Source organism: Aeromonas salmonicida, from assembly GCF_028355655.1.
GTDB lineage: Bacteria > Pseudomonadota > Gammaproteobacteria > Enterobacterales > Aeromonadaceae > Aeromonas > Aeromonas salmonicida.
Window position 1 is genome coordinate 3,213,608 of the sequence record NZ_CP110645.1, and the last position, 26,217, is coordinate 3,239,824.

The window sequence follows — 26,217 nt, forward strand, 5'->3', positions numbered from 1 at the left end:
TGTCCATCATAACCAGTGGATCCCCGTTATGCCCAGTTATTTGTGGTGGCCACTACTGGCCTGGATGCTGCCCCTCGCTGGCGCCCTCGGCAGTCGCATGCATCTCTGGCCCTGGTGGGCAGGCTTCGCCCTCTGTCTCGTCAGCGCCCTGATAGCCCTTGGTCTCTTGCTGCGCCTGCCCTGGAGCCGGCACAAGGTGCCAAGCCTGTGGGGCATAGTTCCTCTGTTGCTGCCCCTGCTGTTTGTGGTGCAAGCACTGCGCATGCCGCTGACCAACGATGTCAGCACGGATCCCTATCATCCCCCCGCCCTTGCCTGGGCTGCCGAACTGAGAAGCCCGCAGGATCTGCCGATAAATCCGGCCCCTTTGCAAGTATTTGAGAAAAATCCCGGTCCTCTCTATACCAGAGCCTCCCCGGTCGAGGTGATCACGGAAGCGAGCGAGCTGATGGAAGAGCTCGGCTGGCAGCAACGACCGAGCCCAACCGGCATTGATGCCGTCGTCACCTCTCGCTGGTTCGGCTTTCAGGATGACGTGGCCTTGAGGGTCTTTGCGGGCCCCAAGGAGACCCGAGTCGACATGCGCTCTGCCTCCCGTCAGGGACGCAGCGATCTGGGGGCGAATCGGGCTCGGATCCATGCATTTCTGGATCTGCTCAACGAACGGTTAGGCGGCGCCTATAAACCCAAGATGAAGAAAATTGAAGAGGATCAGTATGCGCGTTGAGGTCAAACCGGATCGGGAATATGCCTGGTTTATCCGCCCCTTTTTCTGGCTGCAAAAACGCAACTACGGTCAGGTGTTGATCCCGGGCAAATGCTGGGGCCGCTCACCACGGCTGTTTGCCGCCGTGGCCACCCTGTATGGTGTCATCAACCGCAAGCGCTCTCCCATCGATCCCGTGCTGCGCTCTCTGGTAACGGTCAGGGTCTCCCAGCTCAACTGGTGCCGTTTCTGCGTCGACATCAACGCCATGACCCTCATCAAGCGAGCGGGCTCCAGCGACAAAGTGGAGGCGCTGGCCCACTGGCGCACCAGCCCCCTGTTCGACGAACGGGAAAAGGCGGTGCTCGACTACACCGAAGCCATGACAGGGCTCGATGGGGTGAGCGACGAGCAGGCGGCTTGCCTCAAGCCCTGGTTCGATGACGATGCAATGGTGGAGCTGACCGGTCTTGTCGCCTTCCAGAACATGTCGGCCAAGTTCAATGCGGCCCTCGATATTGCCCCCCAGGGTTTCTGCCAGTTGCCGGTGCAACCTGAGCGCCCCGTGGCAGCTCAAGAACAGCAGCCCGGCAAGGACGCCTGATGAAGCGCGCCCGCCTGCTGCTCCTGCTGGTGATGGGATGCCTGATTGGCGCCTTTTTCACCCTCGATCTCGGCCGCTACCTGAGCCTGTCCCAGTTGCAGGCCCACCAGGATGCACTGGCACAACTGGTCAACACCCATTTTGTCTCCGCCAGCCTGCTGTTTGTGGCTCTCTATGTGATCAGTACCGCTCTCTCACTGCCCGGCGCCAGCCTGCTGACCCTGGGGGGAAGCGCTGTATTCGGTATTGGCTGGGGGCTGCTGCTGGTCTCCTTTGCCAGTACGATCGGAGCCACACTGGCTTTTCTCAGCGCCCGCTTCCTGCTGCGCGACTGGGTACTCAGGCACTTTGGCGACAAGCTGGCCACGTTTCAGGCCGGCATGGCAAAAGACGGCGCCGCCTACCTGCTGAGCCTGCGCCTCATCCCGCTCTTCCCCTTCTTTCTGGTCAATCTGTTGATGGGGCTCACCCCCATCAGAGTCAGTACCTACTACTGGGTGAGCCAGCTTGGCATGCTGCCCGGCACCTTCGTCTATGTGCTGGCGGGTAGTGAGCTGGCGACCCTCACCAGCACGGGCAATATTCTCTCCCCCGGCCTGATGGTGGCGCTGACCTTGCTGGGACTGATGCCCTTTTTGATGAAGAGGGCAATGACATGGCTGGCCCTGCGTCGCCTCCATGCCCCCTATCAAAAACCAAGCCGCTATGACTACAACCTGCTGGTGATAGGTGCCGGCGCCGGTGGTCTGGTGACCAGCTATATCGCCGCGGCGGTGAAGGCCAAGGTGGCGCTTGTCGAGAAGCACAGGATGGGCGGGGACTGCCTCAATACCGGCTGCGTTCCCTCCAAGGCACTGATCCGAAGTAGCCGCTTTGCCGCGGAGCAGCGCAGGGCCGGGGAACTGGGTTTTAGCCCGAGTCACTCCCGCGCCGATTTTACCGCCGTGATGGAGCGGGTGGCACAGGTGATCAAGGAGGTCGAGCCCCACGACTCGGTGGCGCGCTATCAGAACCTGGGTGTGGAGTGCATCGAGGGCGAAGCAAAACTGGTCTCCCCCTGGGAGGTGGAGGTGAATGGCCGGCGCCTCACCAGCCGCCATATCGTACTCGCCACCGGGGCCAGCCCCCTGGTGCCCAACCTGCCCGGATTGGCCGACACGCCTTATCTCACCTCGGATACCCTCTGGCAGCTGCGCACCCCGCCCCGCCGCCTGCTGGTGCTTGGCGGTGGCCCCATCGGCTGCGAGCTGGCCCAGAGCTTCGCCCTGCTTGGCATACCGGTCACCCAAGTGGAGCTGGCCGATCAGCTGCTGCCTCGTGAAGAGCGCGACGTAGCCGATGCCCTGCAACACCAGATGGTAGCGGACGGCGTCACCCTGCTCACCGGCTGGCGTGCCGAGCGGGTCGACTATGTGCCGCAAGAAGGGAGTGAGCAAGGGGAACACCTCCCCATCCGGCTCCACCTGTGTCGGGGCGATCAACGCCTGATGGTTGAAGGGGATCAACTGCTGCTGGCACTGGGACGGGTTGCAAATGTCAGCGGCTTCGGCCTCGAAACGCTGGGGGTCGAGCTGGCTCCACGCGGCACCATTACTGTCGATGGTTTTCTCGCCACCAACTACCCCAGCATACTGGCGGTGGGGGACGTGGCAGGCCCCTACCAGTTCACTCATTTTGCCGCCCATCAGGCCTGGCATGCCGCCGTCAATGCCCTGTTCGGCCAGTTCAAACGCTTCAAGGCAGATTACAGCGTGATCCCTGCGGCGACCTACACCAGCCCTGAAATAGCCAGGGTGGGTCTCAACCGCAAGGAGGCCATGGCTCAAGGAATCCCCTTCGAGGTGACCCGCTTCGCGCTAGGGGAGCTGGATCGCGCCATTGCCGATGGGGAGCGCCATGGCTTTATCGAGGTGCTGACGGTGCCCGGCAAAGACAAGATCCTCGGCGCCACCATAGTGGGCACTCACGCCGGTGAGCGGCTCGCCGAATTCGTGCTCGCCATGCGCCACCAGCTGGGGCTTGGCAAGATACTCGCCACCATCCACGCCTATCCCACCCTGATGGAGGGGAACAAGTACGTGGCCGGTGAATGGAAACGGGCCCATCAGCCCACTCGGGTGCTGGCCCTGCTGGCCCGTTATCACCACTGGCGCCGCGGCGCCTGACCCTTTGCCCAAGGTAACGCCCATGTTCAAGACCCTGCCTTTGCTCAAATCCCTGTTGTGCGCCCTGCCCCTGCTGGCAAGCGGCACACTCTTTGCCGATGACACTGCCGACGAGGGATCCCGTTGGCAGCAGACCCTTGATCAGGCGAAGGGCCAGACCGTCTACTTCAACGCCTGGGGCGGCAGCCCGGAGATCAACACCTATCTGGTGTGGGCGGGACAGGAGCTTGAGCGCCAGTCTCAGGTCAAGCTGGTACAGGTGAAAGTGGATGACATAGCCCAGAGCGTCAGCCAGCTGCTGGCCAACAAACAGGCCGGCAAAACCACGGGCGGCCCCATCGATCTGCTCTGGGTCAACGGCGAGAATTTCAAGGCGCTCAAGGAGCAGGGGCTGTTGGGTGCCCCCTTCAGCCATGAGCTGCCCAACATGGCCCTGGTAGACAAGAGCCTGCCGGTGAGTGAGGACTTCACGGTACCGGTAGAGGGGCTGGAGGCACCCTGGGGCATAGGCCAGCTCAACCTGATGGTGAATGGGGACGAGGTGAGCAATCCCCCCCGCTCCGCAGAGGCGCTGCTCGCCTGGGCCAAGGCCCATCCCGGTCGTTTCAGCTATCCCAAGCCACCCCAGTTTCATGGCTCCAGCTTTCTCAAACAGATATTGCTGGAGCTGACCCCGGATCCGGCCCCCCTCTATCGGGAGGCAACCGATGCCGATTTTGCCAGACTCACAGCGCCGCTCTGGGTCTGGCTCGATGCATTTCACCCCGCACTCTGGCGCAAGGGCAAGCTGTTCCCCACCGGCGCCGCCGAGACCCGCCAGTTGCTGGATGACGGTGAGCTGGCCATGGCCATCAGCTTCAACCCGCAAGAAGCGCAGAGTGCGGTGCAAAACGGCGCACTGCCCCCCAGCGTGGTGGCCGTGGCCATGGAGAAAGGGGCGCTCACCAACAGCCATTTTCTCGCCATCCCCTTCAACGCCAACGCCCGCGCGGGTGCCAAGGTGGTAGCCAACTTTCTGCTGAGCCCGGCAGCCCAGGCCCGCAAGGCAGAGCCCACCTTCTGGGGCGATCCCAGCGTGCTGCGCAGCGATGCCTTGCCAGCGACCACCAAACAGGTACCAGCCCTGCGCTTCAAGGCGGTGGCTGAACCCCATCCCAGCTGGCAGACCAAACTCGAAGCGGCCTGGGCCGAGCGTTACAGTCACTGATGACGGCAGGACTCGGCAACACCATCCGCCGCACTCTCGGCTGGCGCCCCATATTTACCCTCCTCTGCGCCCTCCTGCTGGCCGCCCCCCTGCTGGGAGGGCTGTGGCTGCTGGTGACACAGGGGACACTCAGCCCGCATCTTCAGCGGCTGCTGGCCCAGCCTGGGCTCTGGCACTCGGCAGCCTTGAGCTTCTGGATTGCGGCGGCCTCCACCCTGGGCAGCCTGCTGTTGACCGCCCTGCTGCTGGCACACAGCGTCAAGAACGGGGAGGAGAGCCGCAGCTTTCGGCTGCTGCGCCGTCTGCTCTCCCCTCTGCTGGCGCTGCCCCACGTCGCCTTTGCCATCGGTTTTGCCTTCCTGCTCGCCCCCTCCGGCTGGTTGTTACGGCTCGTCTCTCCCTCCTTGAGCGGTTTTGAGCTGCCCCCGGACTGGCAGACCATCAAAGACCCGGTCGGGCTGGGTCTGATCCTGGCGCTGATCCTCAAAGAGACCCCTTTCCTGCTGCTGATGGCACTGGCAGCGCAAGAACCCGCCAAGCTGGCCCGCCAGCAGTGGCTTGGTGCCAGCCTGGGTTTCAGTGCCCCGCAGATCTGGTGGCGCCTGTTGTTGCCTGCGCTCTGGCCCACCCTGCGCCTGCCCCTCTATGCGGTGGCCGCGTACGGGGTGGCCGTGGTGGATCTCGCTCTGCTGCTGGGGCCCGATGCCCCTGCCCCGCTGGCCGTGCGGCTCTGGCTCTGGTATCAGGATCCAGACCTTGGCTGGCGCGGCGCCACCGCCAGCGGCGCCCTCTTGCTGCTCGCCATCAACCTGCTGCTGCTCGCCGGTTTGCGGCTGCTGGAGTGGGGCCACACGACTGTCGGCAAGCACGCCTGGCTCGATGGCCGGCGCGCCGAGCCAAATCCGCTGACAGCCAGATTGACCTGCATCACAACCTTTACCCTGATGGTCATCAATCTGGCGGTGCTGGCAGCCTTGGTGATCTGGTCGCTGACCCGGCGCTGGTCATTCCCCGACCTGCTGCCTGGTCAGTGGAGCGGCCACCATTGGCATGCACTCCTGCCGGGCCTGATGCCCCTGCTTGTGACGAGTGCCCTGCTGGCACTGACGAACGGGCTGCTGGCGCTGCTGATGGCGGTATTGAGTCTGGAGGCCCAGCAAGGCCGTCGGCCCTGGCCCCTCTGGCTCATCTGTTTGCCACTGCTGCTGCCCCAGGCCAGCCTGCTGTTTGGCATCCGGCTGGGGCTTGACTGGCTGGGGGGCGGGATTGGGTGGGACTGGGTGCTCTGGAGCCAGCTGCTGTTTGTCTTCCCCTATGTCTATCTCTGCCTGCAGGGGCCCTATCGCCAGTTCGATCCGCGCATCACTCAGGCCGCGCTCACCCTGGGGGCCCGCCCCTGGCACGTCTGGTGGCGGGTTAAAGGGCCATTGCTGGCACGTCCGCTGCTCTTTGCCTTTGCGGTGGGGGCAGCGGTGAGTCTGTCCCAATACCTGCCAACCCTGCTGTTTGGCGCAGGCCGAGTGGTCACCATCACTACCGAGGCGGTGGCCATTGGCAGCGGCCTCAACCGGCGGCTGGCTGGCCTCTATGGCCTGCTGCAACTGCTGCTGCCCCTTGTCATCTATCTGCTGGCACTCTGGCTGCCAGCCCGGCTCAACCCTGCGCTCAAGGACGCCCGATGAACACGAGAAGCTGCCGATGTTAAGCACAACCCCACTTCATCTCTACCTCGATGAGAACCTGCTGCTGTCGCTGCCTGCGCTACAGATTGCCCCCGGTGAGGTGCTGACCCTGATGGGCCCCAGTGGTTGTGGCAAGAGCTCACTGTTGGCGGCGCTGGCGGGCGTCTTGCCGCCCAGGGGGCCGATCCGGCTGGAAGGGGATATACGGCTGGGTGAACGGCTGCTCACCTCACTGCCTCCCCAGACCCGGCGTATCGGCATGCTATTTCAGGATGACCTGCTGTTTGCCCATCTGACGGTGGCTGAAAACCTGATGTTCGGCATGCCTGCCACCCTCAAGGGCGCGGCGGCCAGACGGGCAAAGGCGCTGGACACGCTGGCAGAAGTAGCGCTGGTCGATCAGGCCGACAAGCTGCCTGGAGCACTCTCCGGCGGCCAGAGGGCGCGGGTCAGTCTGCTGCGGGCTTTGCTGGCAGAGCCCAGGGCCCTGTTGCTGGACGAGCCTTTCTCCCGCCTCGACAAACCGCTGCGCGCCGCCTTCAGCACCCTGGTGTTCGAGCGACTCAAGGCGCTGGGTATACCCGCCCTGCTGGTCACCCACGACGAGGAGGATGCGCCGGGGGCTATCCTGACGCTCACCACTCCTTGTTTTACCAAAGAGGACACCGACCTTGTTTGACCGCCATCTGATCCCCCTTATTCGCAGTCCCCTCACCCGGCTGGCCAAACCCCTCTGCCGAGCCGGGATCAGCGCCAACCAGATAAGCCTGACCGGCTTTGCCATCGGCATGCTGGCACTGCCACTGCTGGCCCTGGAGCTCTATTCCTGGGCGCTGCTCGTCATCTTGTTCAACCGGCTGCTGGACGGGCTCGATGGCGCTGTGGCGCGAGAGACGAAGATCACGGATTGCGGCGGCTTTCTGGACATCACCCTCGATTTCATCTTCTACGCCGCTGTAGTACTAGGGTTTGCCCTGAGCGCCCCCGCCAACGCCCTGCCCGCCGCCACCCTGCTGTTCGCCTTCATGGGCACGGGGTCGAGCTTTCTGGCCTTTGCCATCATGGCGGGCAAGCGGGGGATTGAAAATCCCGTCTATCACCACAAGTCCCTCTACTATCTCGGGGGCCTGACGGAGGGGAGCGAGACCATAACCCTGTTCGTGCTGATGTGCCTCTGGCCCGCCGGGTTTGCAACCCTGGCCTACGGCTTTGCCCTGCTCTGTCTTGTCACCACCCTGACGCGGCTCTGGAGCGGTTACCATACCCTTGGCGAGTAACGTTATTCGGGCTTAGGACATAGGGGTGCGGAGCGCACCAACCCATCGACAGGCCACGAGTTTGAGCCCTCATCCATGCACTGAGCACTTGCGCATGGATGACAATGTTTTACCATGTCGACACTCTTTTTCAGGCTCATGAGAACCTTATGCGTCGCCTTGTCTCCGTGCTTACTCTTTCCCTGTTTCCCCTGCTCTACGGTTGCAGCAGCACGCCTGCCCCCAAACCCGTGGCCAAGCCGTTCAAAAGTGCCTTCATCAATCAGACGCCACAAATAAAACCTGCTTACAGCCAAGGGGTTAGCAAGGGAGACTTCGCCAATCGCAACAACGTGGACAGCTTCGTCCAACGCATGGTCGAGAAGCACGGTTTTGACAGCGTCGAGCTGCATCGACTGCTGGCACAGGCGGATCGCTATGACTGGATAATACGGCTGATGGATGCCCAGGCCCCCACCACCGCCAAGCCAATCGGACCGACCGGCGCCTGGAATCGCTACCGCGCCAAGTTCATCACGCCGGACAACGTGCAAAACGGCGTCAACTTCTGGCGTGAGTACGAGAGCGAGCTCAACCGTGCCGAGCAGGAGTATGGGGTGCCGCCCGAAATCATCGTCGGCATCATAGGCGTGGAGACCCGCTGGGGTCGGGTAATGGGCAAGACCCGCATTCTGGATGCGCTGGCGACCCTGGCCTTCGACTATCCGCGGCGCGCCGAATTCTTTACCGGCGAACTGGAGGCCTTCCTGGTGATGACCCGGGATGAGGGAATGGACCCTACTGAACCCAAGGGCTCCTACGCCGGCGCCATGGGGTATGGCCAGTTCATGCCATCGAGCTTCCAGCGCTACGCGGTGGACTTCGACGGCAATGGCCACACCAACTTGTGGGATCCTGTGGATGCCATCGGCAGCGTGGCCAACTACTTCAAGGCGCATGGCTGGGAGCAGGGTCAACCGGTAGCGGTGCGTGGTCAGGGCCAGCTGCCCGGCTATGAGCATGGCTTTCAGACCCGTTACCCGATCACCACCTTGCACCGCGCCGGTCTGAATCCCATCAGCAACCTTGGCAACCACAGCGAAGCAAGCCTGCTGCGCCTGGATGTCGGCACTGGCTATCAATACTGGTACGGCCTGCCCAATTTCTACACCATCACCCGCTACAACCACAGCACCCACTACGCCATGGCGGTGTGGCAGCTGGGGCTGGCGGTAAAAGCTGCCAGAGGCGGTTACTGAGTCAGGCTGCTTGCCAATAAAAACGGGCCCCGCGGGCCCGTTTTTATTACTCGTTTTCCAGCAACCAGCGTTTGAGCAGGGCAGCCAACTGAGCCTGTTCAGCCTCGGTCAGTGGCGCCAGCAAACGCCGCTCGTTCGCCACATGCCGCTCAACGGCCCGATCGACCAGTTCGCGCCCAGACGCCGTCAGGCAGACTAGCAGGCTGCGCCTGTCGCTCGGCGCTGCCTGTCGCTCGATCAGGCCACGCTCTGCCAGCTTGTCGAGCCGTGCCGTCATGGCCCCGGAGCTCAACATGGCAGCTTGATAGAGCGCGGTCGGCGTCAGCGGCTCACCGGCCCGGCGCAGGGTCGCCAGTATGTCGAAGTCTGAGCCCAGCAGGCCGCACGCCTTGAGCTCTTCACTCACCTCGCGCCCGGCGATGGCCGCCATGCGCGCCACCCGCCCCAACACCCCCATGGGGGAGCAGTCGAGATCCGGTCTCTGCCGCGCCCACTGGGCCAGCAACAGGTCTACATGATCACTATTCATCTTGGTCACTTATCTTTTTATCGAGATACTTGATAGTAAACCAATTTGAGACTAAGTTATCTTCACAAAAAGATACTTCATAAAGAGATAAGCCATGCCACTGCTGATTGCCTTGCTGGCCCCCCTGCTATGGGGCAGTACTTATGCCGTCGTCAGCCTCTACCTGACTGACTACTCCCCCTATTGGGTGGCCGTGTGGCGGGCGCTGCCGGCCGGGCTGCTCCTGTTGTTGCTGCATCCGCGTCTACCGCCCCTGCCCTGGGGCAAGCAGTTCCTGCTGGCGTTTTGCAACATAGCCGCCTTCTTTGCCCTGCTGTTTGTAGCCGCCTTCCGGCTACCGGGGGCAGTGGCAGGCACGCTCGGGGCCACACTGCCGCTGGTACTCATGCTGCTGGCCTGGTTGCAGGATGGCACGCGGCCAACCCTGAAGTGGTTGCTGCTGGGGCTGATGGGTCTCGCCGGTGTCTTGCTGCTGCTCAATCCCTCCGCCAATCTGGATCCCATAGGTGTGACATGTGCCCTGCTGGCAACCCTGCTGATCGGCCAATCCAGCCGCTGGATGCAGCGCTGGCCGGTGAGCGATCTGCTGGCCCTCACCGCCTGGCAACTGCTGCTCGGTGGCCTGATGCTGATCCCGCTCGCCTGGTGGCTGGCCGGTCCCATGCCACTGCCCCAATCAGCTGCAGCACCCGGGCTTGTCTGGCTCATTTTGCTCAACACGGCGCTGGCCTACTGGGCCTGGCTGTGGGGGCTCAAGCGTCATGGCCCCGAGGTAATGGGCATGCTGGCTCTCACCAACCCCATGGTGGCGGTCTCCCTGGGTGTGCTGATGGTCGGTGAAACCCTGGATGGCCGGCAGTGGCTCGGCATAGGGGTGATCCTGCTCTCCCTGTTTCTGATGAAGCTGCCGGCGCGCTCCTTCTTCAAGCGCTGGCAAGCCCGCAGGGCGGCGATCACCGATGACAAGGCCTGAGGCCGGGCAGGGAAACCCTGAACCGAGAAAAAGAACCATAAAAAAAGAGGAGCCGCTGTGGCTCCTCTTGCTATCTATCCGATCTTCAATTCAGCCCGCCAACGGCATGGGTCAGACGCCTGCCTTGGCCAGCGCAGCAGAGACAATCTGCTGGGCTTCTTGCTGGATCAGATCCAGGTGTGCTTCGCCCTTGAAGCTCTCCATGTAGATCTTGTAGATGGACTCGGTACCGGAGGGACGCGCCGCGAACCAGCCGTTCTCGGTCACTACCTTGAGGCCACCGATGGCGGCATCGTTGCCCGGCGCGCGGGTCAGCTTGGCAATGATGGGCTCACCGGCCAGGGTAGAGGCTTCGACCAGTGCCGGATCCAGCTTGGAGAGCACGGCTTTTTGCGCGCTGTTGGCGGGGGCGTCGATACGACGGTAGCTGGAGCGGCCGAATTTGGCTTCCAGCGCGTCGTAGTGGGCCTGCGGATCCTTGCCGGTGACCGCCAGAATTTCGGCCGCCAGCAGCGCCAGAATGAAGCCATCCTTGTCGGTGGTCCAGACGGTGCCGTCTTTACGCAGGAAGGAGGCGCCTGCGCTCTCCTCACCACCAAAACCAAACTCGCCGCTGTAGAGGCCATCCACGAACCACTTGAAGCCGACCGGCACCTCTTTCAGGGTACGGCCAATCTCGCTGGCAACCCGGTCGATCATCGAAGAGGAGACGAGCGTCTTGCCGACGGCAGCCGCTTTGGGCCAGCCGGTGCGATGGGTAAACAGATACTGGATCGCCACCGCCAGATAGTGGTTCGGGTTCATCAGACCCGCCTTGGTGACGATGCCGTGACGGTCGTAGTCAGGGTCGTTGCCAAGGGCGATGTCGAACTTGTCTTTGAGGGCAATCAGGCCCGCCATGGCAAACGGGCTGGAGCAGTCCATCCGGATCTTGCCGTCTTTATCCAGGGTCATGAAGGAGAAGGTTGGGTCGACACGATAGTTGACCACCTCGATGTTCAGACCATAGGTCTTGGCGATGACGTCCCAGTAGGCGACACCTGAGCCGCCCAGCGGATCCACACCTATCTTGATGCCCGCTTTCTTGATGGCATCCAGATCCAGCACGTTTTTCAGGTCGTCCACATAGGGGGTGACATAGTCGTGCTCAACCACGAAGGGGCTCTTGAGGGCATCGGCGAATGGCATGCGTTTCACGCCGGCCAGACCGGCTTCCAGAATGGCGTTGGCCCTGTCTTCCACCCACTTGGTGATCTCCCCTTCGGCAGGACCCCCGTGGGGCGGGTTGTACTTGAAGCCGCCATCTTCCGGCGGATTGTGGGACGGGGTGATCACCACACCGTCAGCACGCGCAGCGGGTTTACTAGCGTTGTGGCGCAGGATGGCGTGAGAGATGACCGGCGTCGGCGTGAAGCCCATACCAGCCTGAATGCGAGTCTCGACGCCGTTGGCCGCCAGCACTTCCACCGCACTGGCAAAAGCAGATTCAGACAGGGCATGGGTATCCATGCCGACAAACAGCGGGCCCGTGATGCCGGCTTGCTGGCGATACTCCACCAGCGCCTGGGTCACCGCCAGGATGTGAGATTCGGTAAAGGCATTGTGCAAGGCACTGCCACGGTGGCCGGAGGTGCCGAAGGCCACCCGCTGCTCGGGGCGGCTCATGTCAGGCTTGTTGAGGTAGTAGGCGCTGACCAGACGGGGAATGTTGGTCAGGTCACTTAAACGAGCCGGCTGACCGGCTTGGGAATGCTGAGCCATGGCGTTATCCTTGCTTGATGGCGGCCTTGCCGGGCAAGGCCTGAACTTGATGAACCGTTAAATCGCGCTGCTTACCTGGGCGATCAGCGCCTCGTCGTAGCCCATGCTGGCCATCATCTGGGCCACCATGTTCTGCTTGCGACTGGTATTGGTATTGCTGATCACCCAGAACGGGGTATCCGGCACCGGCTTGGGCTTGGTGGTGCTGCCGCTGGCACGCAGTGCCTCTGGATCCCGCGAGAAATAGACGCGCTTGCGCCCCTTGATTTCGGTGGCCTGGGTAAACCCGACCGGATTATCCCGATAGAGGGTACTGAGCACCTGCATGAAGCGGTTGATGGACTTCTCTTCTTTTTGCAGCTCGCCAGAGTCGAGCAGGGCCTGCAGCCCCATGGCATCGGTGGCGACGCTCGGCTGGGGGAGGTCCACAGGCTCGGCAACCGGCACTGTTATGTGCGTGGGCTGTTCCAGCAGACGGCGCAGGATATCGGAGGCACTCTCACCAATGTGCCGGGTCTGGCTGGCGATATAGAAGTAGAGATCGTCATCAAGCTCGATGGTTTTCATAGGGATGCGCTGGACTCGTCGAAATTCGGATGCGGCGATTATACATAGGCAAACCCGGCAGCCCAAGCCAAGGGCTGGCAGATGTGCATGAATCTCATCGAGAATACGGCATAATACGGGGCCAAGTGTGTGATCCTCCGCACTGATAGCGCATCCGGGGTCATTTTTTTGAAAAAAAACCACAAAAAAATGCCCCTCAAGGAATGAAATCCTTTTCTTTCAGTGTGTTAAAAATAAGGCAAAAAAGCCCACGACCGACAAGGTGTCATTTTGCAACAAAACTCATTATTGAACTTCAAGGAACAGGGCCAGGGCCCGGCCGTTGTGCTGATCCACGGCCTGTTCGGCAGCCTGGACAACCTGGGGCTGCTGGCACGCGCCCTGAGCGAACACTATCGCGTCATCAGCGTGGATCTGCGCAACCACGGCGCCTCGTTCCACAGCGACGAGATGAGCTATCCCCAGCAGGCTGCCGACGTGCTCGCCCTGCTCGATGCCCTGGCACTGGATCAGGTATCTCTGGTCGGTCACTCCATGGGCGGCAAGGTCGCCATGCAACTGGCCAAGCAGGCTCCCGCCCGGGTTGCCAGGCTGGTGGTGGCCGACATAGCCCCTGTCGCCTATCCCCACTCCCGCCATCAGAATGTGTTCGCCGGTCTCAACGCCACCCTGAACCAGCCGGTGCAGAGCCGCAGCGAGGCAGAGGCCATTTTGGCCGAGCACATCGAGATCGCCGGCGTACGCCAGTTCCTGCTCAAATCCTTCGCCAAGGGAGAGTCCGGTTGGGGCTGGCGTTTCAACGTACCGGCCCTTGAGCGCAATTACGCCAACATCATGGGCTGGCCCGACAACCAGCGTCGATTCGAAGGACCGACACTCTTTATCAAGGGCGGCGATTCGGACTATATGCAGCCCCAATATACCGACACTGTGATGGCACAATTCCCGGCGGCAAAGGCGCGCATCATCGCCGGAACAGGCCACTGGCTGCACGCCGAAAAGCCGGTTTTGTTCAACAAATTGGTTGTGGATTTCCTGTCGACAGGCGGTTAACAGTTTCAAATCCTTTGTGATATAGTGCGCCCGTCATAAGGAGTGTGCGCAATCCATGCTAAGTGAACATATCGATCTGATTGAGAGTCTGGGCCTGAAGTTATTCTTGCTGGCCATTTTCATATTGATTGGCCTAGCCATTCACGACGTACTCAAACGCGGCAATGTGCCCCGTTTTGGTCGAGTCATCGTCTGGTTGGTACTCTGTCTGGGTTGCGCGGGTTTTGTCGCCAAGGGGCTGATCGAATTGGGCTGGGAAGGCTCAGGGATCGGCTAACTTATTTTCATCTGTGATGTATGGCCAAACAGCAAACTGATCGAACAACACTGGATCTGTTCGCAAATGAGAAGCGCCCCGGCAGGCCAAAGACCAATCCACTCCCCCGTGAGACCCAACTCAAGATCAACAAGCGCAACCAGCTTAAGCGCGATCGCGAGAACGGTTTGAAACGGGTCGAGTTAAAGGTGGAGGCCGAGTTGCTGGAGCGCCTGAACCAACTTGCGTTACAACAGAACGTCAGCCGAGCCGAGCTGATCCAATCTATCCTGAAGCAACAGATTGAGTCTGCTTTCGCAGCAGGCATCGCAATCTGACCGTTAAGCATTAACACCAGATACGGGTAACTAAACACTATGGCTAGTGTAGGTCTGTTTTTCGGCAGCGATACCGGTAATACCGAAGCTGTCGCCAAGATGATCCAGAAAGAACTGGGCAAACAACTGATTGAAGTCCGTGACATTGCCAAGAGCAGCAAGGCCGACATCGACAGCTTCGATCTGCTGATGTTCGGTATCCCGACTTGGTATTACGGCGAAGCCCAAGCCGATTGGGATGACTTCTTCCCCGAGCTGGAAGAGATCGACTTCACCAACAAGCTGGTTGCCATCTTCGGATGCGGCGATCAGGAAGACTATGCCGAGTACTTCCTCGACGCCATGGGCACACTGCGTGACATAGTCGAAGCCAAAGGCGCCATCATCATCGGCAACTGGCCAACCGCCGGTTACGAGTTTGAAGCCTCCAAGGCTGTGGTGGATGACAAGCACTTCGTGGGTCTGGGTATCGACGAAGATCGCCAGCCGGAACTGACCGCCGAGCGCGTCAAGGGCTGGTGCAAGCAGCTGCATGAAGAGATGTGCCTGGCCGAGCTGGAGTGATCCGGCAAGCCAGCTACCTCTGACAACAAGGGCCCCGACGGGGCCCTTGTTGTTTTTGCGATCCGATCTTTTCAGCCACCTCTGTGCTCGGGTTTGGCACGCACATAGAGGGTGCGTTTGACCTGGGCCACCAGCTCGCCACTCTTGTCCTGCACCGTGACCTCGAACTCGGGGAAGTGCTTGTTGCCCCCCTCGGTCGCGGCCACTATGGACGCCAGCTTGCCGTCGGTCAGGTTGAACTCGGCCACCAGTTTGCCTTTGCCCGGCTTGATGTAGTTGATGCTGCCCGCCTTGTCCCAGACGTAATAGCGGTTCTTGAAGTACCCCATCAGCATCAGCGGATAGATGGGATCCGTCATCGCAAACATGCTGCCGCCAAACTGGGTCCGGTTGGCATTCTTGTTCCACCAGCGTGACTTCAACGTCACCCGGCAAAAACGGAAGTCATCACTCAGGGTTTCTATCTTGATGCCGGCGCCCCAGAAGGGAGGCCAGGCGTTGAGGGCGCGCCGCACCCAGGCCGCGTTGTCAAAAAGCCAATCCATGGATCTCATCCGACCAGACAGTGAAGAAGGTTACATCTTATCAACATTCGTCCGCTGAGCAAGCCGGCGACAGGATTTGATCAATTCGGCCAGATGGCGGACTTTGCGCTAAAGCCCTTGAATTACTGGGTTTATTTTTAGGTTGGCTACGACCTATAATGACAGGCCAAGCGAGTTCGTGGTTGCCATTCCAGCGGCAGTCAATCAGAATAACCACACCTTCGAGAATGCGAATAAGTAGAATATGGCAGACAACAACCAAGCGTTAAAAAAGGCCGGGCTCAAGATCACCTTGCCCCGTGTCAAAATTCTGGAAATCCTGCAACAGCCGGATTGCCAGCACACCAGTGCGGAAGATCTGTACAAACGACTGATCGACCAGGGTGAAGAGATTGGTCTCGCTACCGTATATCGCGTTCTCAACCAGTTTGATGATGCCGGTATTGTTACCCGTCACCACTTCGAAGGTGGCAAGTCGGTATTCGAGCTGGCCACCCAGGAACACCACGACCACCTGGTCTGCCTCGATTGTGGCAAGGTGATCGAGTTTTCCGATGAGGTGATCGAGCAGCGCCAGCGCGATATCGCCAAGCATCACAATATTCGCCTGACCAATCACAGCCTCTATCTGTACGGCCACTGCGCCAACGGCGACTGCAAGCACGACGACTGATGGCGTCTTGCACCGGTCAATAAAAAAGCCAGCATAGCGCTGGCTTTTTTTGTGTCCGTAATCAGGACAAGAGCGGCAGGGTCTCCCCTGCCCTCTGCTTGTCAGACTTTGGCCATCAGGCCTCGGCCTTGCCCCAGACGTCCCGCAGGGCCACGGTGCGGTTGAACACCAGGTGCTCGGCGCTGGAGAGCTTGTTGTCGGCGCAGAAGTAGCCTTCGCGCTCGAACTGGTAGGCAAACTCCGGCTTGGCGTCCTTGAGGGAAGCCTCGACGCGGGCCCCCTCGATGATCACCAGCGAATCCGGATTGAGTGCCCCTTCGAAGTCATCCTCGGCACCCGGGTTCGGCATCTTGAACAGACGATCGTAGAGACGGATCTCGGCCGGCAGGGAGTGAGTGGCGCTGACCCAGTGGATCACCCCCTTCACCTTGCGACCATCCGCCGGATCCTTGCCCAGGGTCTCGGGATCGTAGGAGCAGTAGATGCAGGTCACCTTGCCATCCGCATCCTTCTCGACCCGCTCGGCCTTGATCACATAGGCGTTGCGCAGGCGCACTTCCTTGCCCAGCACCAGTCGCTTGAACTGCTTGTTCGCTTCTTCTTTGAAGTCCGCTTCGTCGATGAAGATCTCGCGGGTAAAGTTCAGTTCACGGGTACCCATCTCGGCGTTGTTCGGGTGCGCCGGTGCGGTCAACACCTCGTCGGCCGCCAGGTTCTCGATGACCACCTTCACCGGATGCAGCACGGCCATGGCGCGCGGTGCGTTCTCGTTGAGATCGTCACGGATGCAGGCTTCCAGCATGCTCATCTCGACTATGTTGTCCTGCTTGGTCACGCCGATGCGTTTGCAGAACTCGCGGATGGAGGCTGAGGTGTAGCCACGACGACGCAGACCGGAAACGGTCAGCATGCGCGGATCGTCCCAGCCATCCACGTGCTTCTCGGTCACCAGCAGGTTCAGCTTGCGCTTGGACATGACGGTGTATTCGAGGTTCAGACGAGAGAACTCGTACTGACGCGGGTGGCAGTCGATGGTGATGTTGTCCAGCACCCAGTCATACAGACGACGGTTGTCCTGGAACTCCAGGGTACAGATGGAGTGGGTGATCCCTTCCAGCGCGTCCGAGATGCAGTGGGTGAAGTCGTACATCGGATAGATGCACCACTTGTCACCGGTCTGGTGATGGTGGGCAAACTTGATGCGATAGATAACCGGATCGCGCATCACCATGAATGGCGATGCCATGTCGATCTTGGCACGCAAGCAAGCGGTGCCTTCGGCAAACTCGCCGTTCTTCATCTTGGCAAACAGCGCCAGGTTCTCGGCCACTGGACGATCGCGGAACGGGCTGTTCTTGCCGGCCTCGGTCAGGGTGCCGCGGTACTCGCGCATCTGCTCCGCAGAAAGCTCGTCCACATAGGCCAGACCTTTTTCGATAAGCTCGATGGCGTAGCCGTGCAGCTTGTCGAAATAGTCGGAGGAGTAGCAGATCTCGCCGCTCCACTGGAAGCCGAGCCACTGCACGTCCTGCTTGATGGACTCCACGTACTCGATGTCTTCTTTCACCGGGTTGGTGTCATCGAAACGCAGGTTGCACTGGCCCTGATAGTCACGGGCGATGCCAAAGTTCAGACAGATTGACTTGGCGTGGCCGATATGGAGATAACCGTTCGGCTCGGGCGGAAAACGGGTATGCACGTGGTTGTGCTTACCGCTGGCCAGATCTTCATCAATGATCTGACGAATAAAGTTAGTTGGGCTGTTCGCCTGACTCATGGCTCACCTCAAAAATGCGTCACTGGCGGAAGTTGTGCCGGCTGGCACCCTCATCCCCCCGCCATCAAGCCGGTTATGATCCCTCATTACGCGCCTTGCCTCAACCTGAATTTGGCCAATCCGGCCCCTTGGCACGCCAAAACGAAGTGATCCAGCCGCCATCATCTGCTCGCGGATAAAAAAGACCCCGCACTGGGCGGGGTTCAAGGTGATGAAAAACAAAAACAGACAATACACACACACAACAAAGGCTCACACGCACAGTCAACCTTTCCCAAACCCGATGCAGTGTCGGCCTTGGGAAAGGCGGGTCTTGCGACCCGCCAGGTGTTAGCGGTTGGCTGCTATCAGTTCAGCTCGGTGACGCGACTGGTGCGCTGGCCATCGAAACTGGTGGTACGCAGGTAGACCTTGCCGGTCACGCTCGGCTTGGCCGCGGCGTCGTAGGCAGTCCAGGTGGTGCCGTCCAGGCTGTACTGGATGGGCAAGCCCGGCAGATCCACGTTCGCTTCAAGCTTGCCATTGATGACCTTGGCGCCCGGTACTGAGAGGCGGTATTCAACACCGGCCTGATCCAGCTTCGGCAGCACGCGCTGACCCAGCAGGTTGGCGAACTGGTTCCACTCTTTATTGAGGGTGGCCTTGTTGACATGCTTGGTCTCACCGGAGAACTCGCGTCCCTTCACATAGTTCAGCTCGAAGCCACCTTTGTGCCAGGCACGCTCGGCCACGGAGAAGATACGCGGGTAGACCATGTACTCGTACTGGGCATCGGTCCGCACGGTTTCACTCCACTGCTGACCGGAGATACCGCGGAACTTGACCGGATCCTGGTCACCCTTGGCCACGAAGGCGTTGCCGTCGCGGTCAACCGAGGTCTCGGCGTTCTGCGGCAGGTTTTCCGGGGCAAAGGCGAACACCTTGCGGGTGTCATTGAAACGGGTTGCCCAGTAGTAGCCACGCTCGGCCGGGTGTACCTCATTCGGGAAGTCGAAGTAGAGGTAATCCGGGTTGGAGAGCACAACGTCATAGCCCTTGTGCGCCCACTTCATCGCTTCGTTGAAGCCACCCCAGTAGAGGGTTTCCCAGAAGTTGACCACTGTCTTGTCGGTGGCGAAATCCTTGGCGCTATTGGCATACTTGAGGCCATCTTCCCATGCCTGCAGGGTGGAGAAGCCACGGTCTTTCGCCAGCTCGCTCACTTCCTTGGCGAAGTAAACCGGCAGCTCGGCCACGTCCTTGATCTTGCCATCATCGATCATCTTCTGGCAGACCGGAGACTTGCCGAACGGCTTGTCCTGCTTGCTGGAATCGACGTTGCCCTTCCAGGCGACCAGATCGGCTTTCTGGGTAACGGCCGGATCCTGATAGCCACCGCCCTGCATGATGTTCTTCGCCTCGTCACCACCGTAATGCCAGGCGGTCAACGGCTGACCGGCGGCCTGGTGCATCTGGGCCACTTCATCCATCACCTTGCTCACGAAGGTGGCTGCACCCGGCTGGCAAGGGTTGATGAAGGACATTTTGTCGTAGAACTGGACCGAGGTGACATTGGAGGTATCCGCCGGGTCAGTCAGACGGAACTGGTTGGCTTCGGCCTCTTTGCCCTCGCTCATCAGACGCTGGTAACGCGCTTCCATGGAGACCACGGCAGCACGGGCGTGCGCCGGCATGTTGATCTCGGGGATGACGGTGACACCACGGGCCTTGGCATAACGCACCAAATCGATGTAGTCGGACTTGCTGTAGAAACCGGAACCCTGGTTGTCGCTGGTCGGGCCGGAACCCAGCTGCGGCATCAGGCACTTGGTTTCAGACAGATCGTGGCAACGCTGGCTGCCTACATCCGTCAGCTCCGGCAGACCCGGGATCTCCAGACGCCAGCCTTCATCGTTGGTCAAACCCAGGTGCAACTTGTTGAGCTTCATGGCTGACATCTGGTCAACCAGCTTCTTCATGGTTTCGAGGCTACGGAAGTGACGGGCCACGTCGGTCTGCATACCGCGGTATTCAAAACGCGGCGCATCCTCGACGCTCATCTGGCTCACCAGCTTGTCGTTCACCCCCAGCAGGGAGAGCAGGGATTGCGCGCCCCAGAAGGCACCCTCGATGTCGTTCCCCTGGATCACAGTGCCCTGCTTGCCTATGGTCATGTCATAACCTTCGGCCTGCTTGAGCTTGCTGCCGAGCTTGACGGTCACTGGATAGCCGGTGTCGGAGAGGGTAACACCCAGCTTGGTCAGTTGAGCCTTCAGGGCTTCGGCGCGATCGCTTGGCAAGTCCAGCGCGTTGAGCTTGATGGTGGAGAAATCCACTTGCGGACCCGATTTGATCACTTGCTTGAGCGGGGTCGGCAGTATCTGATCATCAATCTTGCTGGCCGGCAGCAGGCTGCTGGTCAGGTTGGCATCGAAACGGGTCTCGCTGTTCATCAGGATGTTGTTGTCATCCTTGGTACGCTTCCAGCCATCGGCCGGCATCGGCTTCTCGTAGGTGCTGGCGTCGTCGATGTTGCTCATGCTGGCAATCACCTTGGGCTCTGCGCCGTCGGCAGCCACATACCAGCTAGGCATGATGTCAGATTCGAACAATACCCAGTATTCCACCACCAGCGGCACTTCGACCGTGGCATCCTTGGCAAAGCCCTTAAACTGCTCGGTTGGCGTCAAACGATAGAGGTCGCCGGTCAGATGGGTGATGGTGAACTGGTCGTTGTCGACGCGCTGGATACGGCGGATGGAGGAGACATAAATACCCCAATCCTTGGAGGTCACGTCAGCACCGGTATTGGTCAGGTGCAGCTTGGCAACGCCACAGCTCGCCCACTCGGAACCCAGCGCCTGGCAATCGAGGCCAGCACCGGCACCGTCGTTGGTGACGACTTCGTACTTGACCACCAGGTTGCTGGCGAGGGAGTCGACCACGGCTTGCTTGGCGGCATCGGCTGCCTGTACCTGGCTGACAAAAATAGTAGACATGGCAATGGCTAACAGAGAATGTTTCAAGTTCATAACTGCTGCTCTCATTTGAAGTAAAGGTTGGATTTTCTTGGCGTTTTTTATATTGGGCCCCGTGGCGGGGCCCTAGTTATGTCAACAATGGACTTAGACTTGAGGCGAGCTTGGCGCCCGATTAACGCAGGGCCTTCATCTCACCGGCAATGATCTCGGCCAAGGGGCCCAGAATCACCTGCAGGTTCTGTTCACCGAGCTTGACCACACCGGCCGCGCCCAGGGCTTTGAGCTTGCGCTCATCCACTATGCTGCGGTCTTTCAGGGTCAGACGCAGACGGGTGATGCAGGCATCGATGGTAACCAGGTTGTCTTGGCCACCCAGCACTTCCAGATACTGGCGAGCCAGTTCGGTGCGGTCAGTGGTCTGAGCCTGTGCCGGTACAGCTTCATCATCTTCACGACCCGGAGTTTTCAGGTTGAACTTGACGATGACGGCACGGAATATCACGTAGTAGAGGCCGAAGAACACCAGACCCTGTGCCAGCAGCATGTACCACTGGGTCGCCAGCGGGTTGCGGCTGGAGAGCACCATATCCACCAGACCGGCACTGAAGCCGAAACCGGCGATCCACTGCATGCTGGCGGCGATGAACACAGAGATACCGGTCAGCAGGGCGTGGATGACATAGAGTACCGGTGCCACGAACATGAAGGAGAATTCGAGCGGCTCGGTCACACCGGTGAAGAAAGCGGCGAAGGCGGCGGCGATCATGATGGATGCAACCTTGTCCTTGTTCTCTTTCTTGGCGGAGTGATAGATGGCCAAGGCAGCGCCCGGCAGACCGAACATCATGATGGGGAAGAAGCCAGCCTGGTACATACCAGTGACACCCACGACAGCTTTGCCCGCGTCAATGGAAGATTGGCCACCCAGGAAGTTCGGGATGTCGTTGATACCAGCCACGTCAAACCAGAACACTGAGTTCAGGGCGTGGTGCAGACCCACGGGGATAAGCAGGCGGTTGAAGAAGGCGTAGATACCTGCACCGGTAGAGCCCAGGTTGACAATGGATTCACCAAAGCTCACCAGACCACCGTAAATGACAGGCCAAACAGCCATCAGGATGAAGGCAACGACGATCATCACCACTGAGGTCACGATCGGTACCAGACGACGGCCGGAGAAGAAAGCCAGCGCCTTGTGCAGTTCAACACTGCTGAAGCGGTTATAGAGCTCGGCGGCAATCACACCGGTCAAGATACCGATAAACTGGTTCTCAATCTTGCCAAACGCGGCAGGCACTTGATCCAGCGGGATCTGCTGGATTTGCGACACGGCACCCGGGCTCAGCAGTGTGGTCACGACCAGGTAGCCGACCAGACCGGCCAGTGCGGCAGAGCCGTCTTTGTCCTTGGACATGCCGTAGGCAACACCGACAGCAAACAGGATGGCCATCTTATCGATGATGGCGGCACCGGCCTTGATCAGGAAGGCAGCCAGCGCGCTGTCACCACCCCAACCGTTAGGGTCAATCCAGTAGCCAACCCCCATCAGTATCGCGGCGGCAGGCAATACCGCTACCGGCACCATCAGGGCACGGCCGATCTTTTGCAAATAACCGAGAATGTTCACGGTTCCTCTCCTTAGTTAATGTTTTTCTAGAAATTAAGTGCTTATCACGTTTGACGCATAAGCCATCAAGGCTTGATTGGCAGTCTAGGGCTTTTATTTCGCTGCGCAAATTAATAAACCTGTAATCGTGATCATTATCACCCAAACGAGATAAAGGTAGCGGATACATGTGGCTTAGTTCGCAATCTTTATTTACGCTATAAAACAACTTGAATCCGTCTTAGCCTATTTGCCGCCGACACCCCGGCAGCAACCCGTACAGAGGTATCTACAATGCGCCTGATCCCGTTGAAATCTGCCAGCCAAGTGGGTCTGTGGTCTGCCCGTTACATCGTTGACCGTATCAATGGGTTCAAACCCACGGCCGATCGCCCCTTCGTACTGGGCCTGCCCACCGGCGGCACCCCGCTCAACACCTACAAGCGCCTGATCGAGCTGCATAAAGCCGGTGAAGTAAGTTTCGAGCACGTGGTCACCTTCAACATGGACGAATATGTCGGCCTGCCGGAAGAGCATCCCGAGAGCTACCACAGCTTCATGCACAACAACTTCTTCTGTCACATCGACATCCGCCCGGAAAACATCAACATCCTCAACGGCAACGCCGAGGATCTGGTGGCCGAATGCAAGCGCTATGAAGACAAAATCAAGTCCTATGGCAAGATCAACCTCTTCATGGGTGGCGTCGGCAATGACGGTCACATCGCCTTCAACGAGCCGGCCTCTTCCCTCTCCTCCCGCACCCGGGTCAAGACCCTGACCGAGGACACCCGCATCGCCAACTCCCGCTTCTTCGGCGGTGACATGGAGCAGGTGCCCAAGCTGGCGCTGACAGTGGGTGTCGGCACCCTGATGGACGCCGAAGAGATCATGATCCTGGTCACTGGCCACGGCAAGGCCCAGGCCCTGCAAGCAGCAGTGGAAGGCAGCGTCAACCACATGTGGACCATCTCCACCCTGCAACTGCATCCGAAGGGAATGATGGTGTGCGACGAGCCCTCCACCATGGAGCTCAAGGTCAAGACGGTGCGTTACTTCCAGCAGCTCGAAGCCGCCAACATCGGCCGTCTGTAAGGAGCCACCATGTACGCATTGACCAATTGCACCCTCTACACCGGCAGCTGTGTGCTGACCGGTTACGGGGTCGTGATCGAGGGCGACAAGATTGTCGCCATCCAGCGTCAGGCCGAGCTGCCTGTCGGCATAGAGCGACATGATCTGCATGGCGCCAACCTGAGCGCCGGCTTTATCGACGTGCAGCTCAACGGCTGTGGCGGCGTCATGTTCAACACCGACATCTCCACAGAGACACTGGCGATCATGCAGGCCGCCAACCTCAAATCCGGTACCACCAGCTTCCTGCCGACCCTGATCACCAGCCCGGATTCGGACATGAAGCAGGCCGTCGCCGTGACCCGCGACTACATGGCCGCGCACCCGAATGAAGTACTGGGCGTGCATCTGGAAGGCCCCTACACCAACCTCAAGCGCAAAGGCATACACCCGGCCGCCCAGATCCGCCAGCCCGCCGACAAGATGATCGACTTCTTCTGCGCCAACAGCGATGCCATCGCCAAGATCACCCTGGCACCGGAGCGCAACAAGCCCGAGCACATCCGTCAGCTGGTAGAGGCAGGCATACTGGTCTCCGCTGGCCATACCGCCGCCAACTACGATCAGGCCATGGCCGGCTTTGATGACGGCATCCGCTTTGCCACCCACCTCTACAACGCCATGACCCCGACCGTGAACGGCCGCGAGCCGGGCGTAGTGGGTGCCATCTATGATCGCAAGGATGTCTATGCCGGCGTCATTGTCGATGGACACCATGTGCACTGGGCCAACGTACGACTGGCCCACAAGATGCTGGGGGAGAGACTGGTACTGGTTACCGACGCGACCGCCCCCGCCGGTGCGCCGGAAGGCTTTGAGAAGTTTGATTTTTGTGGCGCAACCGTCTATTTCCGCGATGGTCAGTGCGTCGACGAGAATGGTACACTCGGCGGCTCTGCCCTCACCATGATTGAGGGGGTGGAGAATCTGGTCAAACAGGTCGGATTACCGCTCGATGAAGCACTGAGAATGGCCACTCTTTATCCCGCTCGCGCCATTGGATGGGACTCACGTCTCGGTAGTATCCAGGTCGGAAAAATAGCCAACCTGACTGTCTTTGATCAGACCTTCACGGTCTGCGGGACCGTGGTTAACGGACACTACACAACACAGTGACACTATGACTGGCGGACAAATAGCAAACGTAGATCTTATCAAGCAGGTCAACAGTGCAGCCGTATATCGGCTCATCGACCTGCAAGGCCCCATCTCGCGGGTCAAAATTGCCGAGCTGAGTCAGCTGGCCCCGGCCAGCGTGACCAAAATAACCCGGCAACTGATCGAGCATGGCCTGATCAAGGAGACCTCACCGCAAGCCTCTACCGGCGGGCGGCGTGCCATCTCCCTGACCACCATCAAGCATCGCTTTCAGTTTGTGTCCGCCAAGCTCGGCCGCGGCTATCTGCAGCTGAGCCTGTACGATCTCGATGGCAAGGAGCTCGATCAACACGTCACCCAGGTGAGCGAGATCGATCAACAGCCGGTGGTCGACATGCTGCTGCGGGAAATTGGTGCCTTCATGGACTCCCAGCAGGAGCGCAACCGCAACCTGATCAGCATAGCGCTGACCATGCCGGGTCTGGTCAATCCGGAATCGGGTATGGTCATCTATACCCCCAAGTACCAGATCCGCAATCTGGCCCTGGCCAAGCTGCTGGAAAACCACTTCAACCTCCCCTGCTACGTGGGCAACGACACCCGCTCGCTGGCACTGGCCGAACACTTCTTCGGCGAGTCCCGCGACTGCATGGACTCCATTCTGGTGAGCGTGCACCAGGGTGCCGGCTCCGGCATCATCACCAAGGGCAAGGTGTTCCTCGGTCAGAACCGCAACGTTGGCGAGATCGGCCACATCCAGGTCGAACCGCTGGGCAAGCGCTGCCACTGCGGCAACTTCGGCTGCCTCGAGACCATCGCCTCCAACGAGGCCATTGTCGACAAGGTAAAAGAGCTGATCAGTCGCGGCCACCTGAGCTCGCTGCAGGAGAAGCACATCACCATACAGGAGGTGTGCAAGGCGGCTATGGCCGGGGATGAGCTGGCACGCAGCGTGATCGAGAACGTGGGTGAGCACCTGGGACGGGCGGTGGCCATCACGGTCAACCTGTTCAACCCGCAGAAGGTGCTGATCGCAGGCGAAATCACCGCCGCCGAAGAGATCCTCTTCCCGGCCATTCGCCGCTGTGTCGAACACCAGTCACTGCCGAGCTTCCACCGTGGCCTGCCCATCGTGAAGGCCCGCTTCCAGAATCAGCCCACCATAGGTGGCTTCGCCCTGGTGAAACGGGCCCTGCTGGAGGGTGATCTGTTGCAGATCATCATGGAGCAGAAGTAAGGCGCTGGCCTTGCGAGACAAAAAACGGCAGCCACTGGCTGCCGTTTTTTATTGTGCGCTTTTCGCCGGTTTATCCCGCCCGACAGGGCTTGAACAAGTCCAACGCACCGTCATAGACGCTGGTCTGCACATCCATGATCCCCAGCATTGTGCGGGAGTTGTCGCATTCGCTCAGCCTGGTTCACCCCGCCCTACACGGTTTGAACAAGTCCAGCGCACCGTCATAGACGCTGGTCTGCACATCCATAATCCCCAGCATGGTGCGGG

24 protein-coding genes are annotated in these 26,217 nt (G+C 60.0%); 17 read left to right on the forward strand and 7 right to left on the reverse strand.

The window, feature by feature from the left end; translation table 11 throughout:
• The first annotated feature begins 28 nt into the window (after window positions 1-28).
• From ONZ54_RS15040 to mltB, 8 genes are all read left to right on the forward strand, one after another.
• Window positions 29-727: a DUF1499 domain-containing protein gene (locus tag ONZ54_RS15040; RefSeq protein ID WP_125596402.1), complete on the forward strand. Its 699-nt coding sequence runs from the start codon at window positions 29-31 to the stop codon at window positions 725-727.
• Window positions 717-1,310: a carboxymuconolactone decarboxylase family protein gene (locus tag ONZ54_RS15045; protein WP_271786552.1), complete on the forward strand. Its 594-nt coding sequence runs from the start codon at window positions 717-719 to the stop codon at window positions 1,308-1,310. Before ONZ54_RS15040 ends, ONZ54_RS15045 begins: the two co-directional genes overlap by 11 nt.
• Window positions 1,310-3,475: an FAD-dependent oxidoreductase gene (locus tag ONZ54_RS15050; protein WP_271786553.1), complete on the forward strand. Its 2,166-nt coding sequence runs from the start codon at window positions 1,310-1,312 to the stop codon at window positions 3,473-3,475. The genes ONZ54_RS15045 and ONZ54_RS15050 overlap by 1 nt, the downstream gene beginning before the upstream one ends.
• A gap of 22 nt (window positions 3,476-3,497) precedes the next feature.
• Window positions 3,498-4,682, forward strand: a complete 1,185-nt coding sequence (locus ONZ54_RS15055; RefSeq protein ID WP_271786554.1) for an ABC transporter substrate-binding protein — start codon at window positions 3,498-3,500, stop codon at window positions 4,680-4,682.
• Entirely contained in the window at window positions 4,682-6,364 is a 1,683-nt protein-coding gene (locus ONZ54_RS15060; protein ID WP_271786555.1) for an ABC transporter permease, read from the forward strand. Before ONZ54_RS15055 ends, ONZ54_RS15060 begins: the two co-directional genes overlap by 1 nt.
• A gap of 16 nt (window positions 6,365-6,380) precedes the next feature.
• On the forward strand, window positions 6,381-7,043 hold the full coding sequence (locus ONZ54_RS15065) for an ATP-binding cassette domain-containing protein (RefSeq protein ID WP_271786556.1): 663 nt from the start codon (window positions 6,381-6,383) through the stop codon (window positions 7,041-7,043).
• The gene (locus ONZ54_RS15070; protein WP_005309725.1) at window positions 7,036-7,641 is read left to right on the forward strand and encodes a CDP-alcohol phosphatidyltransferase family protein; all 606 of its coding nucleotides are present in this window, start codon (window positions 7,036-7,038) and stop codon (window positions 7,639-7,641) included. The genes ONZ54_RS15065 and ONZ54_RS15070 overlap by 8 nt, the downstream gene beginning before the upstream one ends.
• A gap of 149 nt (window positions 7,642-7,790) precedes the next feature.
• Complete coding sequence (gene mltB, locus ONZ54_RS15075; RefSeq protein ID WP_005309722.1) at window positions 7,791-8,879, forward strand: lytic murein transglycosylase B; 1,089 nt, start codon at window positions 7,791-7,793, stop codon at window positions 8,877-8,879.
• A 46-nt stretch (window positions 8,880-8,925) separates the two neighbouring features.
• Here the strand turns inward: mltB and ONZ54_RS15080 are convergent, their stop codons facing one another.
• Complete coding sequence (locus tag ONZ54_RS15080) at window positions 8,926-9,408, reverse strand: MarR family winged helix-turn-helix transcriptional regulator (RefSeq protein WP_271786557.1); 483 nt, start codon at window positions 9,406-9,408, stop codon at window positions 8,926-8,928.
• Window positions 9,409-9,502: 94 nt separating this feature from the next.
• Here ONZ54_RS15080 and ONZ54_RS15085 point away from each other — a divergent pair, with 94 nt between their 5' ends.
• Window positions 9,503-10,381, forward strand: a complete 879-nt coding sequence (locus tag ONZ54_RS15085) for a DMT family transporter (protein ID WP_058395024.1) — start codon at window positions 9,503-9,505, stop codon at window positions 10,379-10,381.
• A 111-nt stretch (window positions 10,382-10,492) separates the two neighbouring features.
• Here the strand turns inward: ONZ54_RS15085 and pgm are convergent, their stop codons facing one another.
• Window positions 10,493-12,142, reverse strand: a complete 1,650-nt coding sequence (gene pgm, locus ONZ54_RS15090; protein ID WP_271786558.1) for a phosphoglucomutase (alpha-D-glucose-1,6-bisphosphate-dependent) — start codon at window positions 12,140-12,142, stop codon at window positions 10,493-10,495.
• 57 nt (window positions 12,143-12,199) lie between these two features.
• Window positions 12,200-12,709, reverse strand: a complete 510-nt coding sequence (gene seqA, locus ONZ54_RS15095; RefSeq protein ID WP_021137907.1) for a replication initiation negative regulator SeqA — start codon at window positions 12,707-12,709, stop codon at window positions 12,200-12,202.
• A gap of 288 nt (window positions 12,710-12,997) precedes the next feature.
• On the opposite strand from seqA, the gene ONZ54_RS15100 reads away from it, so the two are divergent.
• The 4 genes from ONZ54_RS15100 to fldA are packed head-to-tail and all read left to right on the forward strand — an operon-like array spanning window position 12,998 to window position 14,920.
• On the forward strand, window positions 12,998-13,762 hold the full coding sequence (locus ONZ54_RS15100; protein ID WP_271788292.1) for an alpha/beta fold hydrolase: 765 nt from the start codon (window positions 12,998-13,000) through the stop codon (window positions 13,760-13,762).
• Between the two features lie 55 nt (window positions 13,763-13,817).
• A complete protein-coding gene (locus ONZ54_RS15105; protein ID WP_005309702.1) occupies window positions 13,818-14,039 on the forward strand; it encodes a DUF2788 domain-containing protein in 222 nt (73 codons plus the stop codon).
• Between the two features lie 20 nt (window positions 14,040-14,059).
• Window positions 14,060-14,356: a LexA regulated protein gene (gene ybfE, locus ONZ54_RS15110; protein WP_005309699.1), complete on the forward strand. Its 297-nt coding sequence runs from the start codon at window positions 14,060-14,062 to the stop codon at window positions 14,354-14,356.
• 39 nt (window positions 14,357-14,395) lie between these two features.
• Window positions 14,396-14,920, forward strand: a complete 525-nt coding sequence (gene fldA, locus ONZ54_RS15115; RefSeq protein WP_017412672.1) for a flavodoxin FldA — start codon at window positions 14,396-14,398, stop codon at window positions 14,918-14,920.
• Between the two features lie 71 nt (window positions 14,921-14,991).
• Here fldA and ONZ54_RS15120 read toward each other — a convergent pair whose 3' ends face one another.
• Window positions 14,992-15,465 carry a DUF4442 domain-containing protein gene (locus ONZ54_RS15120; protein ID WP_005309695.1) on the reverse strand — a complete coding sequence of 158 codons (474 nt, stop codon included), beginning with the start codon at window positions 15,463-15,465 and terminating at the stop codon, window positions 14,992-14,994.
• A gap of 244 nt (window positions 15,466-15,709) precedes the next feature.
• Between ONZ54_RS15120 and fur the strand changes: the two genes are divergently transcribed.
• The gene (fur, locus tag ONZ54_RS15125; RefSeq protein ID WP_005309693.1) at window positions 15,710-16,138 is read left to right on the forward strand and encodes a ferric iron uptake transcriptional regulator; all 429 of its coding nucleotides are present in this window, start codon (window positions 15,710-15,712) and stop codon (window positions 16,136-16,138) included.
• A gap of 115 nt (window positions 16,139-16,253) precedes the next feature.
• Here fur and glnS read toward each other — a convergent pair whose 3' ends face one another.
• The 3 genes from glnS to nagE form a co-directional block, all read right to left on the reverse strand.
• On the reverse strand, window positions 16,254-17,915 hold the full coding sequence (glnS, locus tag ONZ54_RS15130; RefSeq protein WP_021137911.1) for a glutamine--tRNA ligase: 1,662 nt from the start codon (window positions 17,913-17,915) through the stop codon (window positions 16,254-16,256).
• Between the two features lie 347 nt (window positions 17,916-18,262).
• A complete protein-coding gene (locus tag ONZ54_RS15135; RefSeq protein ID WP_271786559.1) occupies window positions 18,263-20,926 on the reverse strand; it encodes a beta-N-acetylhexosaminidase in 2,664 nt (887 codons plus the stop codon).
• 121 nt (window positions 20,927-21,047) lie between these two features.
• On the reverse strand, window positions 21,048-22,502 hold the full coding sequence (gene nagE / locus ONZ54_RS15140; RefSeq protein WP_087756036.1) for an N-acetylglucosamine-specific PTS transporter subunit IIBC: 1,455 nt from the start codon (window positions 22,500-22,502) through the stop codon (window positions 21,048-21,050).
• Window positions 22,503-22,775: 273 nt separating this feature from the next.
• Between nagE and nagB the strand changes: the two genes are divergently transcribed.
• The 3 genes from nagB to nagC are packed head-to-tail and all read left to right on the forward strand — an operon-like array spanning window position 22,776 to window position 25,950.
• The gene (nagB, locus tag ONZ54_RS15145; RefSeq protein WP_271786560.1) at window positions 22,776-23,576 is read left to right on the forward strand and encodes a glucosamine-6-phosphate deaminase; all 801 of its coding nucleotides are present in this window, start codon (window positions 22,776-22,778) and stop codon (window positions 23,574-23,576) included.
• A gap of 9 nt (window positions 23,577-23,585) precedes the next feature.
• A complete protein-coding gene (gene nagA, locus ONZ54_RS15150; protein ID WP_271786561.1) occupies window positions 23,586-24,731 on the forward strand; it encodes an N-acetylglucosamine-6-phosphate deacetylase in 1,146 nt (381 codons plus the stop codon).
• Between the two features lie 4 nt (window positions 24,732-24,735).
• A complete protein-coding gene (gene nagC, locus ONZ54_RS15155) occupies window positions 24,736-25,950 on the forward strand; it encodes a DNA-binding transcriptional regulator NagC (protein WP_271786562.1) in 1,215 nt (404 codons plus the stop codon).
• Window positions 25,951-26,217 lie beyond the last annotated feature (267 nt).

Bases quoted from the DNA above. Each gene is read 5' to 3' on its own strand.
- fldA (WP_017412672.1), top strand. From the start codon at position 14,396: ATGGCTAGTGTAGGTCTGTTTTTCGGCAGCGATACCGGTAATACCGAA.
- ONZ54_RS15050 (WP_271786553.1), top strand. From the start codon at position 1,310: ATGAAGCGCGCCCGCCTGCTGCTCCTGCTGGTGATGGGATGCCTGATT.
- pgm (WP_271786558.1), bottom strand. From the start codon at position 12,142: ATGGCTCAGCATTCCCAAGCCGGTCAGCCGGCTCGTTTAAGTGACCTG.
- ONZ54_RS15045 (WP_271786552.1), top strand. From the start codon at position 717: ATGCGCGTTGAGGTCAAACCGGATCGGGAATATGCCTGGTTTATCCGC.
- ONZ54_RS15060 (WP_271786555.1), top strand. From the start codon at position 4,682: ATGACGGCAGGACTCGGCAACACCATCCGCCGCACTCTCGGCTGGCGC.
- ONZ54_RS15055 (WP_271786554.1), top strand. From the start codon at position 3,498: ATGTTCAAGACCCTGCCTTTGCTCAAATCCCTGTTGTGCGCCCTGCCC.
- ONZ54_RS15120 (WP_005309695.1), bottom strand. From the start codon at position 15,465: ATGGATTGGCTTTTTGACAACGCGGCCTGGGTGCGGCGCGCCCTCAAC.
- nagA (WP_271786561.1), top strand. From the start codon at position 23,586: ATGTACGCATTGACCAATTGCACCCTCTACACCGGCAGCTGTGTGCTG.
- ONZ54_RS15080 (WP_271786557.1), bottom strand. From the start codon at position 9,408: ATGAATAGTGATCATGTAGACCTGTTGCTGGCCCAGTGGGCGCGGCAG.
- ONZ54_RS15085 (WP_058395024.1), top strand. From the start codon at position 9,503: ATGCCACTGCTGATTGCCTTGCTGGCCCCCCTGCTATGGGGCAGTACT.
- ONZ54_RS15105 (WP_005309702.1), top strand. From the start codon at position 13,818: ATGCTAAGTGAACATATCGATCTGATTGAGAGTCTGGGCCTGAAGTTA.
- ONZ54_RS15065 (WP_271786556.1), top strand. From the start codon at position 6,381: ATGTTAAGCACAACCCCACTTCATCTCTACCTCGATGAGAACCTGCTG.
- fur (WP_005309693.1), top strand. From the start codon at position 15,710: ATGGCAGACAACAACCAAGCGTTAAAAAAGGCCGGGCTCAAGATCACC.
- nagB (WP_271786560.1), top strand. From the start codon at position 22,776: ATGCGCCTGATCCCGTTGAAATCTGCCAGCCAAGTGGGTCTGTGGTCT.
- ybfE (WP_005309699.1), top strand. From the start codon at position 14,060: ATGGCCAAACAGCAAACTGATCGAACAACACTGGATCTGTTCGCAAAT.
- glnS (WP_021137911.1), bottom strand. From the start codon at position 17,915: ATGAGTCAGGCGAACAGCCCAACTAACTTTATTCGTCAGATCATTGAT.
- mltB (WP_005309722.1), top strand. From the start codon at position 7,791: ATGCGTCGCCTTGTCTCCGTGCTTACTCTTTCCCTGTTTCCCCTGCTC.
- ONZ54_RS15040 (WP_125596402.1), top strand. From the start codon at position 29: ATGCCCAGTTATTTGTGGTGGCCACTACTGGCCTGGATGCTGCCCCTC.
- seqA (WP_021137907.1), bottom strand. From the start codon at position 12,709: ATGAAAACCATCGAGCTTGATGACGATCTCTACTTCTATATCGCCAGC.
- ONZ54_RS15135 (WP_271786559.1), bottom strand. From the start codon at position 20,926: ATGAACTTGAAACATTCTCTGTTAGCCATTGCCATGTCTACTATTTTT.
- nagC (WP_271786562.1), top strand. From the start codon at position 24,736: ATGACTGGCGGACAAATAGCAAACGTAGATCTTATCAAGCAGGTCAAC.